Annotated in this window: 14 protein-coding genes and 1 tRNA gene; 8 read left to right on the forward strand and 7 right to left on the reverse strand. The window is 59.5% G+C overall.

The window, feature by feature from the left end; genetic code table 11:
- Positions 1 to 5: 5 nt before the first annotated feature.
- On the forward strand, positions 6 to 725 hold the full coding sequence (locus tag BBDE_RS02470; protein WP_228369766.1) for a LytR/AlgR family response regulator transcription factor: 720 nt from the start codon (positions 6 to 8) through the stop codon (positions 723 to 725).
- Entirely contained in the window at positions 718 to 2073 is a 1356-nt protein-coding gene (locus tag BBDE_RS02475; protein WP_003837256.1) for a sensor histidine kinase, read from the forward strand. The genes BBDE_RS02470 and BBDE_RS02475 overlap by 8 nt, the downstream gene beginning before the upstream one ends.
- A 64-nt stretch (positions 2074 to 2137) precedes the next feature.
- Here the strand turns inward: BBDE_RS02475 and BBDE_RS02480 are convergent, their stop codons facing one another.
- The 3 genes from BBDE_RS02480 to BBDE_RS02490 form a co-directional block, all read right to left on the reverse strand.
- On the reverse strand, positions 2138 to 2413 hold the full coding sequence (locus tag BBDE_RS02480) for a hypothetical protein (RefSeq protein WP_003837255.1): 276 nt from the start codon (positions 2411 to 2413) through the stop codon (positions 2138 to 2140).
- 26 nt (positions 2414 to 2439) lie between these two features.
- Positions 2440 to 5289, reverse strand: coding sequence for a glycoside hydrolase family 3 C-terminal domain-containing protein (locus BBDE_RS02485; RefSeq protein WP_003837253.1), 2850 nt, complete (start codon positions 5287 to 5289; stop codon positions 2440 to 2442).
- Positions 5290 to 5497: 208 nt separating this feature from the next.
- Positions 5498 to 5574 (reverse strand) — tRNA-Pro (locus BBDE_RS02490).
- Positions 5575 to 5669: 95 nt separating this feature from the next.
- On the opposite strand from BBDE_RS02490, the gene lysS reads away from it, so the two are divergent.
- From lysS to BBDE_RS02510, 4 genes are all read left to right on the forward strand, one after another.
- Complete coding sequence (gene lysS / locus BBDE_RS02495) at positions 5670 to 7346, forward strand: lysine--tRNA ligase (RefSeq protein WP_003837252.1); 1677 nt, start codon at positions 5670 to 5672, stop codon at positions 7344 to 7346.
- Positions 7347 to 7643: 297 nt separating this feature from the next.
- The gene (locus tag BBDE_RS10995; RefSeq protein ID WP_074695932.1) at positions 7644 to 8138 is read left to right on the forward strand and encodes a GNAT family N-acetyltransferase; all 495 of its coding nucleotides are present in this window, start codon (positions 7644 to 7646) and stop codon (positions 8136 to 8138) included.
- A 368-nt stretch (positions 8139 to 8506) separates the two neighbouring features.
- Positions 8507 to 9583 carry a 1,4-dihydroxy-2-naphthoate octaprenyltransferase gene (gene menA, locus BBDE_RS02505; protein ID WP_407921651.1) on the forward strand — a complete coding sequence of 359 codons (1077 nt, stop codon included), beginning with the start codon at positions 8507 to 8509 and terminating at the stop codon, positions 9581 to 9583.
- Between the two features lie 156 nt (positions 9584 to 9739).
- The gene (locus tag BBDE_RS02510) at positions 9740 to 10480 is read left to right on the forward strand and encodes a phosphoglyceromutase (protein WP_003837243.1); all 741 of its coding nucleotides are present in this window, start codon (positions 9740 to 9742) and stop codon (positions 10478 to 10480) included.
- A 195-nt stretch (positions 10481 to 10675) separates the two neighbouring features.
- Here the strand turns inward: BBDE_RS02510 and BBDE_RS02515 are convergent, their stop codons facing one another.
- Together BBDE_RS02515 and phoU are read right to left on the reverse strand one after the other, a co-directional pair.
- Complete coding sequence (locus BBDE_RS02515) at positions 10676 to 12556, reverse strand: oleate hydratase (protein WP_003837240.1); 1881 nt, start codon at positions 12554 to 12556, stop codon at positions 10676 to 10678.
- A 171-nt stretch (positions 12557 to 12727) separates the two neighbouring features.
- Positions 12728 to 13408 (reverse strand): phosphate signaling complex protein PhoU, encoded by a 681-nt coding sequence (phoU, locus tag BBDE_RS02520; protein WP_003837238.1) that lies wholly within the window; start codon positions 13406 to 13408, stop codon positions 12728 to 12730.
- Positions 13409 to 13566: 158 nt separating this feature from the next.
- Here phoU and BBDE_RS02525 point away from each other — a divergent pair, with 158 nt between their 5' ends.
- On the forward strand, positions 13567 to 14799 hold the full coding sequence (locus BBDE_RS02525; RefSeq protein WP_003837237.1) for a sensor histidine kinase: 1233 nt from the start codon (positions 13567 to 13569) through the stop codon (positions 14797 to 14799).
- 6 nt (positions 14800 to 14805) lie between these two features.
- Here BBDE_RS02525 and BBDE_RS02530 read toward each other — a convergent pair whose 3' ends face one another.
- Positions 14806 to 15060, reverse strand: a complete 255-nt coding sequence (locus BBDE_RS02530; protein WP_003837236.1) for a DUF2530 domain-containing protein — start codon at positions 15058 to 15060, stop codon at positions 14806 to 14808.
- Positions 15061 to 15125: 65 nt separating this feature from the next.
- Between BBDE_RS02530 and manA the strand changes: the two genes are divergently transcribed.
- Positions 15126 to 16511: a mannose-6-phosphate isomerase, class I gene (manA, locus tag BBDE_RS02535; RefSeq protein ID WP_012901899.1), complete on the forward strand. Its 1386-nt coding sequence runs from the start codon at positions 15126 to 15128 to the stop codon at positions 16509 to 16511.
- Here manA and serC read toward each other — a convergent pair.
- A complete protein-coding gene (serC, locus tag BBDE_RS02540; RefSeq protein ID WP_003844956.1) occupies positions 16508 to 17650 on the reverse strand; it encodes a phosphoserine transaminase in 1143 nt (380 codons plus the stop codon). The two genes, manA and serC, sit on opposite strands and share 4 nt — an antisense overlap.
- Between the last annotated feature and the right edge of the window lie 52 nt (positions 17651 to 17702).

The raw sequence follows: 17702 nt of genomic DNA on the forward strand, positions 1-17702 counted from the left end.
AGGTGATGCACATAGCCGTGGTCGAAGACGATGACGAATGCGCGCAGGCGGTGACGCAGTGCCTGGAGCGCTTCTCGAGCGAGCACGGCGAACCCATCGAAACCACGGTGTTCCGTGATGGCGCGGCAATCGTGGAAGACTATCGGCCGGTCTACGACATTGTGCTCATGGATATCGAAATGCCGGGCATGGATGGCATCTCGGCCGCGCGGGAAATCCGAAAAACCGACCGCGACGTGGTCATCATCTTCGTCACCAACATGGCGCAGTATGCGCTCAAAGGCTACACGGTGCAGGCGCGCTCCTACATACTGAAGCCGGTCAACTACTACGGGCTTTCGATGGAACTGCAGGAGGCGATCGATTACATCAATCGCAACCGGCGCCAGAACGGACGCGCGTTGCTTCTGCCAAGTGGCGGAGGCATTGACAGGGTCAACCTGAGTGACATCACCTATATCGAAAGCCAACGGCACAACCTGTTCATACATACCACCGGCGGTGTGCTGCGCATACGTGAGTCGATGAACGCCATGGAGGCGAACATCGACGATCCGGCATTCGTCCGTTGCGGCGTGAGTTTTCTGATCAATCTGGCGTGGGTCAGCGGCATCACGGAAGGCAGGGAAGTACTGGTCGGCGGCGACCGGGTGCCGATCAGCCGGCAGAAATACAAGGATTTCATGGCGGCGCTGAGCGCATATCTGGGAGGCATCCATGATTGACGTGCTGAATCTGCCATCGTTGCTGCTGTGCGGCATCGCGGTGGAGATGGCGTTGACCCCCGCGGTGCTTCCAACGATCGGGCCCCGCGACATGCGGCAGCGCAACGGCGTGCGCCTAGAACCGCCGGCCGGCTCGCGCATGGTCTGGTATATGGGCATCGTGATCGGATTGGCGTTGTCTATGGCAGTCGTGATCTGGGCTAAGGAGACGCTGGTCGACTTCGACACGAATTCCACCGCATTGGAGGCGCCGATCTGCCTGGCCGTACTGGTGGCGTTCGCCGTGGTGCCGTTGCGCAGTGGCGTGGCGCAGGGCATCTATGAGGCGATATGGGCGCAGGTGATCGCCTCCCTGAGTTTCGAATGCATGGACTGCGCGACCATGTGGCTTCCCGATCCCATGCGCGTCATCGCACTCGGGATGCTTACGCCGATCGTTGGCGTGGCGCTGTTCGCCGCGGTGCGGATGCGGCTGCTGCCGCAGTTGAGGGGCGGTCGCGGCGGTGTCGTAGGCAAACGCAAACTGCTGTTCGCGGTGACGCTGTGCATCATGTTCCTGCTGCTGTCGAACTATCAGATCATCTTCCTGTTGCTCGGTTCGCGTGAGCACACCTATATGATTCCCGCATTCCGCATCATGGTCGAACTGCTGAGCCTGATTACGCTGTACCTGCAGAACGACATCGAACAACGGCAGCATGCGCAGATGGAACTCAATCTGGTGCAACGATTATGGCAAAGCAAGCAACGGCAATATGAGATCTCCAAGGAGACGATCGACCTGATCAACCGCAAATGTCATGATCTCAAATACCAGCTGGCGGCATTCCGCACCATGCAGGACGACGCGGAGACCGACCGGCGGTTGGGCGAAGTGGAACGGTCGGTGATGATCTACGATTCCGCAATCCAGACCGGCAATCGTGTGCTCGACGTGGTGTTGACGGAAAAATCGCTGTACTGCGAAGCCGAGCACATCACCCTGACCTGCATGGTGGATGGCGCGAAACTCGGATTCATCGATCAGGCCGACCTGTATGCGCTGTTCGGCAATGCGCTCGACAACGCCATCGAAAGCGTGATGAAGCAACGGGATCCGGCCAAGCGTGTGATTCAGGTGTCGGTCTACCCCGACAACGGCTTTCTGATGATCCGCATACGCAACTACTGCGACGAACCGATCACGCTGGTCGACGGCCTGCCGGCCACCAGCAAGAAAACCGACAAGGGCTATCATGGCTACGGATTGCGCGGCATCCGTTATACGGCGGAACAATATGGCGGCACGATGAGCGTGAAGATCGCTCCCGATTCCTTTACCCTGCAGGTGGTGTTGCCGCTGAATTGAAAAGGTGCGAACCCGGGGCAGCGGGCTCGCACCTGTGTTGGTTACGGGCTGTCGGAGGATTCCGTCAGCGCTTGATGGCCTTGAGCATCACGTTTTTCAGCATGCAGGCCACGAATATGACGAGGCAGACGATGAATGCCGTAAGGCATGGCCCCATGACCGTCTCGTTCGTTCCGGAGGTGAGAATGTATCCGATCGACCAGCTCAGAATCTGCACGTTCGCCACGGCGAGTACATAGACTACGCCGGCGAGAATGCCGATGGAACTGCTGGCCACGATCAGCAGCAGCCAGATGAGATTGAGGATCGGGGAATCTTTGAGATTATGCTGCGCATTCATTGCGGTTCCTTTCGAGGATGCATCCGTTACTTGCCGGAGGTGGTGACGATGGGCTGCCCGGGTGCGCACCAGGCGCGTACCGGCAGGCAGATGAACAGGGCGAGCGTCACTACCGCGAGCACCACGTCGCCGACAATCCACATCCATTCCCAGTTCACGTCATACTTGCCGGAGACCTCGGAGGCCTTGGAATTGGCGTATACGTAGAGGATGTTCTTGGCGGCGCGTTGCATGTTGCGGATGCCGGCGTCGCTTTTGAGAATGGCGTCGGTGTAGCCGCAGTCGCCGCTGGCGCGGGTGAGCATCATGTCGTTGCCGGCCATGATGGCATAGTCCGGAAGCATGTAGTAGCTGCCGCCGGGGCCGACGCCGTCGGTGATGATCTTGCCTGTGAAGCCCCATTCGTCACGTGGCAGTTCGGTGCACAATGCCTTGGTGGCGGAGCTCCAGGAGGTGCCGATGCGGGAGAGTTCGGTCATCAGGCCCGTGCAGTCGGCGTTCTTGATGGCCAGTTCGAACGGACGGGCGTAGACCTCGCGCAGAGCCTGCTCGTTGCACCAGTTGGCGGCACCGTCTCGATTGGTGTCCTGCGTGTTGAGCATGTAGTGCTTGGCGTATACGTATGCGCCTTCGCCCTGCATGCCGCTGACTTCGGCCGCGCCCATCAGGCCGGAGAGGGTCGGATCTTCGGAGAAGTATTCGAAGTTGCGGCCGCCGAATGGGGAGCGGTGCGTGTTCATGGCCGGCGCGTACATGCCGACGATGCCCCAGGAGAGCGCCTCATCGGCGTAGGTGGAGCCCATCTGCTTGACCAGTTCCACGTTCCAGGTCATGCCCATGAGCACTTCGGAGGCATAGGCGTTCATCTTGGTGCCGGAGAAGTTGAAACCGTTGAGTCCTTGCGGGCCGTCGATGTCGGTGGTGGCCTTCTTGCCGACCGATTCGATGGCGGAGGTCTGCCAACCGGCGTTGCCGGTCAGTTCGACGAGTTCGTCGACGCTCATCTGCTGCACGAGCTTATCCCACTTCTCGTCGTTGTAGTCCACGCCGGTCATGTCGTCGACCTTGAGGCCGTTGTCGGCACCGGTGGTCGGCGTCGCATTGTCGGAGGCATCGGCATTGTCGGAGGTCAGTACGGTGGAACCCGGCCCGTTGGCCTCGAGGCGTTCCTTGACCTTGGCCGGGATCGACGTCGGATTCAGGCGGCGTTCGACTTTCGGGAAGGTGCCCGCCAGATCCGCGCGCGACAGATAGGTCACGTTCGTTTCGAGCGAGCCGGCGTCCTGGAACTCCTGCTGGGAGGTGGCGGCCACCTTGTCGGTGGAACGCTTGCCATCATGGGCGTCGTCGTAGGTGATGGTGTTTTCCACCGTGTAGGTGAAGGTGGCGTCGTCGTTCTTCACGGTGTGACTGTCGGTGCGCAGGGTGAAGGTGTAGTCGCCTTTGTCCATCACGTAGGCTCCGGTACCCTTGTAGTCGAAGGAGGCCATGTCGTCGAAGGTCATGGTCAGTTTCACTTCGTCGGATTCGCCGGGCTTGAGTTCCTTGGTCTTGACGAACGCGCCGAGGTCCACCGCGGACTTTTCGATGCCGCCCTTGGTGTATGGGGCGCTGTAATACAGCTGCACCACGTCCTTGCCGGCGACGTCGCCGGTGTTGGTCACCTTCACGGTGGCGGTCACTTCGCCGCCCTGACCGTCGACCTGGTAATCCTCGAGCTGCCAGTCGAAGGTGGTGTAGCTCAGGCCATAGCCGAACGGGTACTGCACGATGGAATCATAATCGCCGTAATCGTAGACGGTGCCGTCCGAGGCGGTAATCACGGCCTTGTCGGCTGCGGCGGTCTCATACCAACGGTAGCCGGTGTAGATGTTCTCTTCGAAGTAGAAGTACTTGTCGCTCATCTGTTGCTGGTAATCGGTGTAATAGCAATCGCCCATGTTGTAGTAGGACGGGGCGCTCTTCACGTCGTAGGCGTAGGTGTCCACGAGATGACCGCTCGGATTGACCTTGCCGAGCAGCACGTCGGCCACGCCGCGCATGCCGGTGGCACCGGGGCCCGCGATCTGCAATGCGGCATCCACACCGGCATCTTCAAGGAAGCCGAGTTCCATGGCGTGCGACGAGTTCACGAGCACGATCACGTGTTCGAAATTCTTTTCCACGGCCTTGAGCAGGTCGGTTTCCGCGCTTTGCAGTTCCAGATAGCTTTTGCCGGCGTCCCCGCCGATCAGGCCTTCGCCGGATTCGCTGTCTGTGACGCCCATATCCATCGGCAGGTCGCCGCCTTCGCCACCCGCACGGGAGAACACGACTACGGCGGTGTCGCTGTACCGCTTGGCGCTGTCCATCATGTCGAGCACATCGGTGCATTTCGCGTCGTAGATGTTGTAGTCGCCGCCGTTGGGGGAGAACACGTTCCAGGAGCCTGCGCTCTGCGACTGCTTGGTGTAGTAGTTCCACAGATCCTCGTTGATGCTGAGGCCTTCGGCTTCGAACGACTGCTTCAACGTGTCGTTGTAGGAGGCGCCCGACGTGGAGCCGGAACCGGAGCCACCGTACACCAGGTTCACGCTACCGTAGCCGAACACGTTGATTTTCTTGGTGTCGAGCGGCAGTGCGCCGTTGGTGTTCTTGAGCAGGGTGGCGCCTTCTCCGGCGATTTCCTGTGTCAGATTGCGTGCCTTCTGATAGGTGGCCTCGTCGCCGCCTGCGCTGATCTGCTTGTTGAGATCCAGCGTGGACGAAATGGTGTTGGAATATCGGCTGAGCGCCACGTTGGCGACGATCATCACCATCGTGAGCAGTACCGTCAGTACCAGACCGAAGACACCGAATCGCTTCGATATGGGATGGAAGAACTTCCTCTTCATCATCACTCCCTCAATATGTCCGTTTGATTGGATTCAGCGGTCGGGCCGTTGCACTGCATCGTGCATGACGGTTGCCGCTGATGATTCCATTTCAGCTGAGAATGTGTGATTTCGTGTTCCGGCCGGCACTTTCGGTACGTTCCGCGGCACGTTTGGCAATCATGGGATGAGGGAAAAATGAAAAGGCGGAACCGAAGTTCCGCCTGTGTTGTGGTCGGGCTGGCGGGATTTGAACCCGCGGCCTCTTCGTCCCGAACGAAGCGCGCTACCAAGCTGCGCTACAGCCCGTTTTGCAACAGTTGGATATGTTACACGAATGAGCCATGCGCGCAAATCCGGCGTGTCGTGTGTTGTGTATTGCCATCTCGTTACACTGGGGGCTTATGACTGAGACCAACGAATCCCAAGAACATCAGAATGAAGAGGCCCCCGTTCCCGTTATGACCACGGTAGAACGCGCCGAAATGCTGCTGCGGCAGGATGCCGCGATTCGCGCCAAAATCAACGACGGCGCGACCTTGGATGAGGCTGTGGATCCGAGCAACAAGGAATTCGGCTCGCTGGCCCACCCGGAGCAGGTGCAGATGCGTGTGGCCAAGCGCGCCATGATGCTCAAGGAGGGTATCGCGCCGTATCCGGTGACCCTCGATGTGACCGACACCATCGAAGCGGTGCGTGCCAAGTACGATGGCAAGCTCGAAGCGGGCGACGAGACCGAAGACGTGGTCGGCATCGCCGGCCGCGTGCTGTTCCTGCGCAATGCGGGCGGCCTGTGCTTCGTGCAGCTGTCCGCCGGCGACGGTACCAAGATTCAGGGCATGATCTCCAAGAAGGAGATCGGCGCCGACTCCCTCAAGCAGTTCAAGCAGCTGGTCGACCTTGGTGACCATCTGTTCATCAAGGGCCGTGTGATCGCCTCCAAGACCGGTGAACTGTCCGTGTTCGCCACCGAATGGGCCATCGCAGCCAAGGCATTGCAACCGCTGCCGGCCCTGCACAAGGACCTGAACGAAGACACTCGCACCCGTAAGCCGTACATCGGCATGATCGCGGACGAGAAGATCCGCAACATGGTGCGCAACCGTTCCAAGGCCGTCGCCTCCCTGCGCAAGACCTTCGCCGACCATGACTTCATCGAGGTCGAGACTCCGATGCTGCAGACCGTGCACGGCGGTGCCGCCGCCCGTCCGTTCACCACGCACATGAACGCCTTCGACCTGGATCTTTACCTGCGCATCGCGCCGGAACTGTTCCTCAAGCGTTGCCTGGTAGGCGGCATTGACCGCGTGTTCGAAATCAACCGCGATTTCCGCAATGAAGGCGCCGACGCCACCCACGCCCCGGAATTCACCATGGTCGAGGCCTATCAGGCCTACGGCAATTACGACACCATCGGCGCACTCGTCAAGCAGCTCGTGCAGGACACTGCCATGGACGTGTTCGGCAGCCACAAAGTGACCTTGCTCGACGGCACCGAATACGATCTCGGCGGCGAATGGAAGACCATCAGCATGTACGATTCCCTATCCGAGGCGCTGGGCGAGGAAATCGTGCCGAACGGCGGCCCGGACAATCCGGGAACCTCCGTGGAACATTTGGGCGAGATCGCCGACAGGCTTGGCGTGGAACGCGACGACGTGGAGAACCACGGCAAGCTCGTCGAACACCTGTGGGAGCACTTCTACGAAGACAAGCTGTACGAGCCGACCTTCGTGCGCGACTTCCCGGTCGAAACCTCCCCGCTGGTCAAAGGCCACCGCTCCAAGGCAGGCGTAGTCGAGAAGTGGGATCTGTACGTGCGTGGCTTCGAGCTGGCCACCGGCTACTCCGAGCTCAACGATCCGGTCGTGCAGCGCGAACGCTTCGTGGCTCAGGCCAAGGCGGCGCTCGCCGGCGATGAAGAGGCCTGTGACATTGACGAGGACTTCCTCGAGGCCCTTGGCGTCGGCATGCCCCCGGCAGGCGGCATGGGTATGGGCATCGACCGACTGCTCATCGCACTGACCGGTGCCACCATCCGCGAGACCATCACCTTCCCGCTGGTGAAGCCGCTGAATTAATGCGAGGCATTAATAAGTAACGGGCTTCACGCGAGGCGAAACGGCTGACGGCCCACCGGGCCGTCAGCCCGCCAGAGCCATCCTTACAATCTGAAGCCACTGAATTAATGCGGAAATCGCGGTCGGCCTGTTCTCTCGCGACGGCAATTCCAAGGCATATCTTCGTCTCTGCGTTCTGCGAGGTGTAGCGGGCTCTTCGGGAGGGAACGGCTAAACTCCCACATATGGGGATGTTCTTTCGCCGGGGGAGTGCGGTATGCTCAGCTTGGTACATCAGAGCCTGTGGGGGTAGACGATATGTTTGGTTATAGAACAATAGAGGCTGCTGATGACGAAAGAATCGCTCAAATCATTCGTTCAAATTTGGAAAACCTCCATTTGAACATTCCGGGAACAGCATATTTTGATCCCGAATTAGATCATTTGAGTGATTACTATAATAGCCATTCGGATAAACGCATCTATTTTATCGCATTTGATTCTGAAGAGGATATTGAAAAACAGATTGTTGGCGGTGTTGGCGTAGCGGAATTCGATGGAATAGATGATTGCGCCGAACTTCAAAAACTCTATTTGGATGATTCTGCCAAAGGAAAAGGCTATGGAAAAGAACTGATGCAGATAGCCGAAGATTGGGCAAGGTCTGCAGGTTACAGAAAATTGTATCTTGAAACCCATACGAATCTTTCGGTGGCTTTGAAATTGTATGAAAGAATGGGTTTTCATCGAGTTGAAAAGCCATGTTCGACACAGCACGGCGCAATGAATCGTTTCTATGTAAAAGAACTGTAAGATGTCGGCAAATTACGGCTTATCACGCTTGTGCATAGCAGGATCTGTATCTGGAAATTGGAATTATCGATAATAATCGGCATAACGCTTGATTGGCTTTTTTGTTCTGCTGCTGCCTATGCTCATCAAGCTGAAAATACTACGGAAGATAGAAAATATACTTTGGGTAAACAAAGATAAACCAAGCGACCCGTATCTTGCATGCATGTGAGGGCAGGGCATGTCCGGGAATGTGGTCAAGACCTACACCAAACATGCCGTGGCGAAATTCAACGCCAGAACGAGAGGCCGGGCGATCGACATGTGACTCACCGAAAAATGGGAATGCTTGAAAACTGAATCCCGCGCGTAACCCTAGAATGGCACTCATGAAAATGTCGATTTGGATTCGCGGCGCTCGTTTGAAGACCCTGCCATTGGCGATTGCCCCGGTGATCATCGGAACCGCGCTGTCATGGAAGGGCGTGTTCGTCTATTCGCAGGGTGGTGACATACTGCACGAGCCGTGTCCGTTCTTCGGAGGCCAACATGATCTGAGGGAGACGAAACTCGGTTCGATGGTCGGTACATGCCAGACATCCCTGTCATGGTTCGTACTGGTGGCGGTGCTGTGTGGTTGCGTGGCGCTGTTCCTGCAAATCGCCGCGAACTTCGCGAATGACTACTCCGACGGTGTGCGCGGGACGGATGAAGGTCGAGGAGCCGATATGGAGCCGGGCCGCTCCTCCGCCGGAACACTGCCGACCCGTGACACGCCGCGTGGCCCGGCCCGATTGGTCGCTTCGGGCATGAATCCCAGGGCGGTGTTGGCGGCGGCCGGAATCAATGCACTGATTGCCTGCCTGTGTGGCTTGGTGGTATGCGCGTTGACCGGATACTGGTGGTTCATCTTGGTCGGCTTCGCCTGTCTCGTGGCTGGCTGGTGCTATGTCGGCGGCAAACATCCTTATGGCTACCGTTGCCTGGGTGAGGTGTTCGTCTTCGTCTTCTTCGGCCTCGTCGCCACCTGCGGTACGATGTTCGCCCTGTCCGGAACGGTTTCGCTTTCCGGTGTCTGGGGTGGGTGCGCCGAGGGTTTCGTCGCGGTGACGGTCCTGTGCGTCAATAATCTGCGCGACATCGAATCAGACCACGACCATGGCAAGCATACCTGGATGACGGCTTTGGGGCGGTCGAAGGGAGCCGTCCTGACCATCTCATTGCTGACGATGGCCTCGGCCATGGCGATCCTGTTCCTTCTTGTGCTTTGGCGGTCCACGTTCGTCGCGAAAAGCGTTCCAGCAGTATCAATCGTGCCGATTGCGGCAACCCTCATCATGTGCGCGATCCATGCTGCGGCCATCGCGGCCATCGCGAAGGAGCGCTATAAGGCCGCGTTGCCGCTTTGCTCCCTGGGATCACTCGTGCTGGCCGTGACGTTCGCGGTGTCGTCGATGTTCATGTAGCCGGTCGATTTGCGGTGCATGGGCGGGTCTGCAAGTGACCATCGCGGTCAATCGGGCAGAGTGGAATCCTACCAAAATCAGATTGTTGCACAAACGTAACCGGAATAATCGAGAAACCGTTCGTTTTTGGGCGGCAGGGGCGGTAGACTGGCAAGCATGACTTACAAACTAGTACTGCTCCGTCACGGACAGAGCGCATGGAATAAAACCAATCAGTTCACCGGCTGGGTCGACGTCCCGCTGACCGAGCAGGGTGTCGAGGAAGCCAAGAACGGCGGCCGTCTGCTCAAGGAGAAGAACGTCCTTCCGGATATCGTCTTCACCTCGATGTTGCGTCGCGCCATCAACACCGCCAACGTGGCTCTGGACGAGGCCGATCGCCTGTGGATCCCGGTTCAGCGCAGCTGGCGTCTGAACGAGCGCCACTACGGTGCTCTGCAGGGCAAGAACAAGACCCAGATTCGCGAAGAATACGGTGACGAGAAGTTCATGCTGTGGCGTCGTTCCTACGCCACCCCGCCGCCGGAGATCGATCCGAACGACGAGTACGCCCAGAACGGCGATCCGCGCTACACCGGCGATCCGGTTCCGGAAGCCGAGTGCCTGGCCGATGTGGTCAAGCGTGTCGAGCCGTACTTCAAGTCCGACATCGAGCCGCAGCTCAAGGCCGGCAAGACCGTCCTGATTGCCGCCCACGGCAACAGCCTGCGCGCCATCGTGAAGATGCTTGACAACCTCTCCGAAGAGGAGATCGCCAAGGTCAACATCCCGACCGCAATGCCGCTGCTGTACGAGCTGGACGAGAACTTCAAGCCGATCAAGCCGCGTGGCGAGTATCTGGATCCGGAAGCTGCCGCTGCCGGTGCCGCTGCCGTCGCCGCCCAGGGCCAGAAGTGAGCCTGAGCCGCTAACCGCATTCGGCAAACGAAGGGCGGGAATCCACAGTGTGTGGGTTCCCGCCCTTCGCGTTCTCCTCAGCATTGGCAGAACGCGGGCAAGTGAACGATTGCGGCTGCGCGGTCGTACAGGTGCGTATCGAAACCGCACAGCCTTATAATCGGCCTGCCTGCCTCCTGATCTGACCGGTTCGGATCAGACCACGCCATACTCTTTGAGTAGCATGGCGATGTCGGTATGCTCCAGTTTCTTCAGTATCTGCTTGAGCACGGTCTTCTCGATGACATTGAGATTCATGTCGGTGATCGGCTTGCCGTCGCGTAGCATCACCGTGGCGTTGAGCAGATTGCGCACGTCGTAGACCGAACCCCACACTTCCGGCACGCCTCGATCCACGTCGCACAGTGTGTACACCGCCTCCATGCCGGTGCGCATCGAATATTCCGTGGTGAAAATCGTGTCGCGTGGGGTCTCCGCGAACTGGCCGAGGAATGCGAAGTTCACCGCACCGTCCGGCACCACGTCGGGGCGGTCACCGGCGGAACGCGGCATGAAGAACGCGTCGATGTATGGCATCATCACCGGAACCGTGTTGGCATGGTTGTGCGCCAGGTCTTCGATCTTGTCGGTTGGCACGCCCATATGGTAGAGCCACTCCTCGCAGATCTCCTCGCCGGTGCAGTCCTGCATCGGCTTCTTCACATAATTGCCCGGCTTGTCGGGGAATAGTCCGTATACCCACACGCACAGCTGATCCTTCGGCTGGTCGCGGAACTGCTGCTGGCGGTTCAGGGTCCAGCTCATCAGCCAGTTGGAATCCTCCACGGTTACGATGCCGCCGGTCACCACATGGCCGGTGAACGGATCGCGCTTGCAGATCTTCTGGATGTATGGCGGGATCTCCATGTCGAGCGTGGTGACGGTGGCGCTCATCCACTTCGAATGCTCGGGATCGCCGCAGAATACGTCCGGATGGCCAAAGCTCGGATCCTGCTTGGCGATGCGGCGCCACATGTCCCAGCCACCACCGGGGCGGATCTGCGGATCCCACTTGGCCGGTTCGGTCTGTGAGCCCATTGAGGAGTTTTCCACGCAGCCGCCGTTGGTGATGAACACCAGATCGTTGTCGCTTAAAGCGATCGAGCGGGTCGCGCCGTCTGCTTCGGTCAGGTCGATGCGCGTGGCCATTTTTCTGGTCGGCGAGCTGTGCGGATTGCGTACGAACGTGCCGGATTCGGCCTGCTTCTTCAGAATCGTGTCCTGTCCGACGCCGGTGTGCGGGCGCGCAGGGCCCATGCCGCCGCCGATCTTGAACTCGACGTTGTCGACCTTGACGTTGTAGTGGAATTGCACGCCGAAGCCTTCAAGGTAGGTGATCATCGGGAGGATCATTGACTCGTACTGGTTGTAGCGGGTGAACCGCAGGGCGCTGAAGTCAGGCAGGCCGCTGATGTGGTGGATGTAGCGCTTGATGTACAGCTTCATCTCCAGCGCACTGTGCCAGTTCTCGAAAGCGAACATGGTGCGCCAATACATCCAGAAGTTCGAGTCGAATACCTCGTCGTCGAAGAAGTCGGAGATCTTCTTGCCGTACAGTTCCTCGTTCGGGGTGAAGAACAGTTTCATGATCTCCATGGAGGCCTTATCGGTCAGGGCGAACTTGCCGTTCGTGCCGGCGTCGATGCCTCGAGCCCTGGTGGAACGGCATAGCGAATAGTTCGGATCCTCTTTGTTCAGCCAGTAGTACTCGTCCAGTACGGACACGCCTTCGGTTTCGATGGAGGGGATGGAGCGGAACAGGTCCCACATCACCTCGAAGTGGTTGTCCATCTCTCGGCCGCCGCGCATCACGTAGCCGACGCCTGGAATGTTTGCGCCGTCACAGGCACCGCCGGGCACCGCGTCTTTCTCGAACACATGAATATGATCGCCGGGCATCTGTGCGTCGCGCACCAGATAGCAGGCCGCACTCAGTGCCGCAAGCCCCGTGCCGATGATGTAGGCGTTCTTGGAGTCCACGCCCTCCGGCTTCTTCGGGCGGGCGAATGCTTCGTAATTGCCGTTGGAATAGTACATGACTGCCTCCTTTGGATGTCACTGCCTTTTATTGTGCCGCGGCATCGCGCAAAAGTATATAGGCAGAAAATAGACAGGATGTGTGGTTCTAGGCATGCATGTGCCATTTATAAGCGAAATAGGTGGCCTCCACGGGCGTGGAGGCCACCTATTTCGCTTATAAATGGCGGATCAGTCGATATCAGTACCTTCGTCGCGGCTCGGCTCCTTGGTCGGGTCGAAGCCGGAGACGATGAACACCACACGACGGGCCGCGGAGACGGCATGGTCGCCGAGACGCTCCATGAAGCGGCCGATGAGCACCACGTCGATGAGCTGCTGGTTGGTACCCTGCCAATCTTCGGACTGTGCCAGTTCGAAGGTCTTCTTGTGCAGGGCGTCGAGCTTGTCGTCGCTGAGGATGATCTGCTCGGCCACCTGGGTGTCACGGTCGGAGAGCATGGAAACCACGCGATCGGCGGTCTCGTTCAGGAACGCCTGCATTTCGGCGAACAGCGGCTGAGCATTCTCCGGCAGCGGAGAAGCCGGATAGGTGCGGCGTGCGGCTTCGGCGATGTGGCGGGCCAGATCGCCCATGCGCTCAAAGGTGGCCGCCAGTCGCAGGGTGGAAACGACCACACGCAGATCGGTGGCGACCGGATTCTGCTTGGCCAGCAGCTTCACGCACTGGTCGATGACGCTGGATTCCAAGGCGTCGATTTCGATGTCGCCGTCGATGACGGCCTGTGCGGCTTCAAGATTCTGATTCAGCAGCGCGTCGCCGGCACCGTTGATTGCCTTGCGAACGCCGTGTACCATGCGATCGAGGTCATCGGCAACAGCCTTGAGCTCTTCGTTGAAAATAACGCGCATATGACTTGCCTTTCATAACGATTTCACGAATATGGGTCTGATGCAACCTCTCCTAAGTCTATTAGCAAACCGTGGATTGCACAGGCGTTCCTCGTGTTGTTCCGACAAAGTTCACCGGCGCGTTCACCGTATGTTCACGCGGCAGGTCATGCACGGGCATGTCGGGTGACTTAAGGGGAGTGTGCGAGAATGAAAGCATGTTGGAATCCCTGAGCACGTGGTGGCGCTCACTGCCGCACCGCGATGATAATACGCGGAACACCGATGAAGATACGTTGGATGACTCCACGAATGCATTGCTTTCCATGCTTCCGTTGGCTTCCATCGTGGTCGATGATGCCGACGAGGTGGTGCGTGCGCACCCTTCGGCCTACACGCTGGGCGTGGTGCGTGATGATGCCATCGTCGAGGAGTCCGTGCTCAGGGCTGTGCGCGAGGTGCGCAGGGAGGGTGGCAAGAAGCAGTTTGACCTGACCACCACCACTGCGCATGTGGCGCAATCGGCGCCGAGGGCCGGCAAGCCGACCACGCGCGAAGCCGCCAGGCAAGCGCTGATCGGGCAACGCAAGGATGAGCCGGCGGCCTCGGTGTCTCGTCCGAATTGGCTGAAGGTCATCGTCGGCAGACTCAATGAGAAGTTCGTGGTGGTGCTGATCTCCGATGTGAGCGAAACCATCCGCTTCTCCCAGGTGCGTGACTCCTTCATCACCAACGTATCCGAGCAGTTGCTGAAGCCAACGCAATCCCTGGAGCGGCTTGCCGACACGTTGGAACGTGACGGTGCCAACCAAGACGGTGTTCGGGAGAACGCGGCGCAACTGCGCCGGTCATGCACGCATTTGGAGCACATGGTCTCCGATCTGCTGTTGCTCATCAAAGCGCAGGAGCCGATTCTGCCGACCTCTGATAATCGCATCAACGTCATGGCGCAGCTCGAAGCGGTGGCGGCCAGCCATAAGGAGGAGGCCGCACGGCGTGGCATCACCATCGATGTGAGCGGTGACGAATCGTTGGAGACCAATGGTGAGGCCGAGCAGATTCAGACCGCGCTCGCCAAGCTTGTGGAGAACGCCATCATATATTCGCCGGACGGTGCGAGCGTCAATATGACGGCCAAGCCCGACGAGGACGGCGAGCGGGTGGTGATCCGGGTGCTCGATCGCGGCATCGGCATCGCCGACAAGGAGCAGGAGCGCGTGTTCGAGCGCTTCTACCGTGGTGGCAATCAGAATGGGCACTCGCAAGACGGCATCGGTCTGGGCCTGGCCATCGTCAAACATATAGCGCTGACGCATCACGGTTCGGCGTCGGTGTGGAGCAGCCCGGGGCAGGGGAGTACGTTCACCTTGACGCTGCCATTGGCGCGGGCGGCGCGGAACGTGCGGAACTGACCGGCGCTACTCACCGAGCCTGCGGTAATCCCAGCGGTCGAAATGCTCCCATAGGAGCATGAGCACGCCGATGACCGTGCCCGCCGCACACATCGTCTGGCCGCGTTCGACATCGAAGCCGAGCGCCAGCAGAATCATGCAGATGACCAGTCCGACGGCCCACAGCGATGTGCCGACCATGAACACCTTGCGTAGGTCCACGCGTACCGGCTTCGGTGATGGCTTACGTACGCTGGGGTCGATGATCGGGGCTAATTTCATACGGTCACCATACAACGCGGGGTAACCTTGTAGGGTGGAATCGTGAAATAGGCGGAAGGAACGCGGTGTTTTCGATCAGCCCGGTACCGAAGCGCTATGCTTGGGGCTCGAAAACACGGTTGCAGGATCTGTTTTCGCTACCGGCGAACGGTGAGCCGCTGGCCGAGATGTGGTTCAGCGGTCATGAGGAATCCCCCTCCGAAGTGGCGTTGGGGCCGGGCGTGCATGTGCCGCTGCCGCATGCGATTCGCAATGCGCCGGGCATGATGGTCGGCCCGACTTGTTCCGAACGTTTCGGTCCGGTATTGCCGTACCTGTTCAAAGTGATTTCCGCACGGATTCCGCTGTCGATGCAGGTGCATCCGGTCGGTTTCCAGGCTCGTGCCGGCTTCAACGCCGAGAACGTCGCGGGCATTCCACTGAATTCGCCGTTGCGTTCGTTCAAGGACGTGAACGAGAAAAGCGAGATGGTCGTGGCGCTGACTTCGTTCCAGGCCTCGGTCGGGTTCGCGCCACGTGCCTTTGCCCTGCGGAACTTGCATGCCGTCGATCATCCGCTGACCCGCCGCATGGAACATGCGTTGGGAGGCCACCCGCGGCATCATGAGCACTTGGAAGCGGCTGATTTTTCTGAGGCTGATTCACGCATGCCGCTTGCGTCCGTGGTGTGGCCGACTTCCTATATGAGGACTTTTCGAGCCTTCCATGCCGCGATTACGGCGGATGGCGATCAGGCGGCGGGATTGTTGCAGGCGTTGGTGCATGCGCGAGGATCGGTGGCATCGACGAAGTCCAGGATGGCGTTCGATTATGCGATTGCTGCGGCGCGGGCTTTTCCCGATGACGCCAGTGTGCTGACGTTGCTGATGATGAACCCGATTTCGCTGGATGAGGGCGGTTCCGTGTTCATCCCGGCGGGTACTCCGCATGCATACATTCAGGGTACCGGCGCGGAGATCATGACGAATTCCGACAACGTGCTGCGCGCCGGCATGACGGTGAAGCACCGGGACATCGATAATCTGCTGCAGTGCCTGAACTGTGCGTCCGCCGGGCCGATCGACCCTTCCGACGCGCGGCTGGGTACGTTCGTCATGCGAGACATCGTGCTTTACCGTCCGCCGGTCGATGAGTTCATGCTCGCCTACGGTCATGTGGACGGTGCGAGACGGCCGTGGCCGATACTCGATCGTATGGTGCAGCGCTACGGCAGACTTGCCGATTACGTAAGGGCCACCCGCCAGCCATTGCCGCATCGTGGTCCGCGAGTGGTGCTGTGCACCGAGGGCAGGGTGCTGTGCGACAGTGAACGGGATTCGCGCGTGCTCGCCGCCGGTGAGGCGGTGTTTGTGCCGGCGGGCGAAGGCAGGCTGTCCGTCGATGCGGTTCAGGCAACGAAAAAGCCGGAGGATTCCTCCGGCTCGTTCATCGTGGCTTCCACCCCGTTTTAGAGGTGTTCGACCACATAGTCGATGCAATGGATGAGTGCGGTCACGTCGGCCGGTTCCACAGAGGGGAATACGCCTACGCGCAGTTGGTTACGCCCCAGTTTGCGGTAGCCGTTCGTGTCGACGATGCCGTTTTCGCGCAGTGCCGCCACCACTTGGGAGGCGTTGATGGACTCATCGAGGTCGATGGTGACCACGGCGTTCGAACGTGCGGCCTTGTCGGCAACGAATGGCGAGGCGTAATCGGAATGCTCCGCCCATGTGTACAGCAGCGAGGCGGACTTGGCGCAACGTGTCGAGGCCCATGCCAGGCCTCCGTTGTCGTTGAGCCAGCGTATCTGGTTCTCCATCATCACCAGCGTGGCCACGGCGGGAGTGTTCAGCGTCTGATCCTTGCGAGAGTTCTCGATGGCTGAAGTGAGCGACAGGAACGGTGGGATCCAACGGCGCACGCCCGGCAGGTCCACGCTTTTGGCGATGCCGTAGGCACGTTCGATCGCGGCGGGGGACAGCACGGCCACCCACAGCCCGCCATCCGACCCGAAGGCCTTCTGCGGGGAGAAGTAGTAGGCGTCGGTCTGCGAGATGTCGACCGGCAGGGCACCCGCGGCGCTGGTGGCGTCGATCAGCGTCAGTGCACCCTGTTCCTTGGAGCCCGTGATGCGTCTGACCGGCGCGGACACGCCGGTGGAAGTCTCATTATGGGCCCAGCAGTAGGCGTCCACATATTCGGTGAGTTCCGGCAAACGATAGGTGCCCGGTTGCCCGGCGAAGATCTCCGGTTCTTCGAGGAACGGCGCCGACTGCGCGGATTTGGCGAACTTGGTGCTGAAGGAGCCGTAGGTGCCGAAGGCGGCCTTGCGGGTGATCAGCGAAGCGCAGGCGATGTCCCAGAAGGCGCTGGCCCCTCCATTGCCCAACACGATCTCATAGCCGTCGGGAACCTGAAAGAACTCCGACAGGCCTTCGCGTATGGAGGCCACGATCTGTTTGATGGGCGTCTGCCGGTGCGACGTGCCCAGCAAGTGGCGGGCGCCGTCGTCAAGGGCTTGGATCTGTTCGGGGCGGATCTTGCTCGGTCCCGAACCGAAACGTCCGTCTTCCGGCAGCAGTTTGGAAGGAATGGTCACGGTATTCGTCATGGTTCCTAGGGTAGCCAGATATAAGGATTGAGCGTTGCGATGACCGCTAGGC

The sequence above is a fragment of the Bifidobacterium dentium JCM 1195 = DSM 20436 genome, from assembly GCF_001042595.1.
Taxonomy (GTDB): Bacteria; Actinomycetota; Actinomycetes; order Actinomycetales; family Bifidobacteriaceae; genus Bifidobacterium; species Bifidobacterium dentium.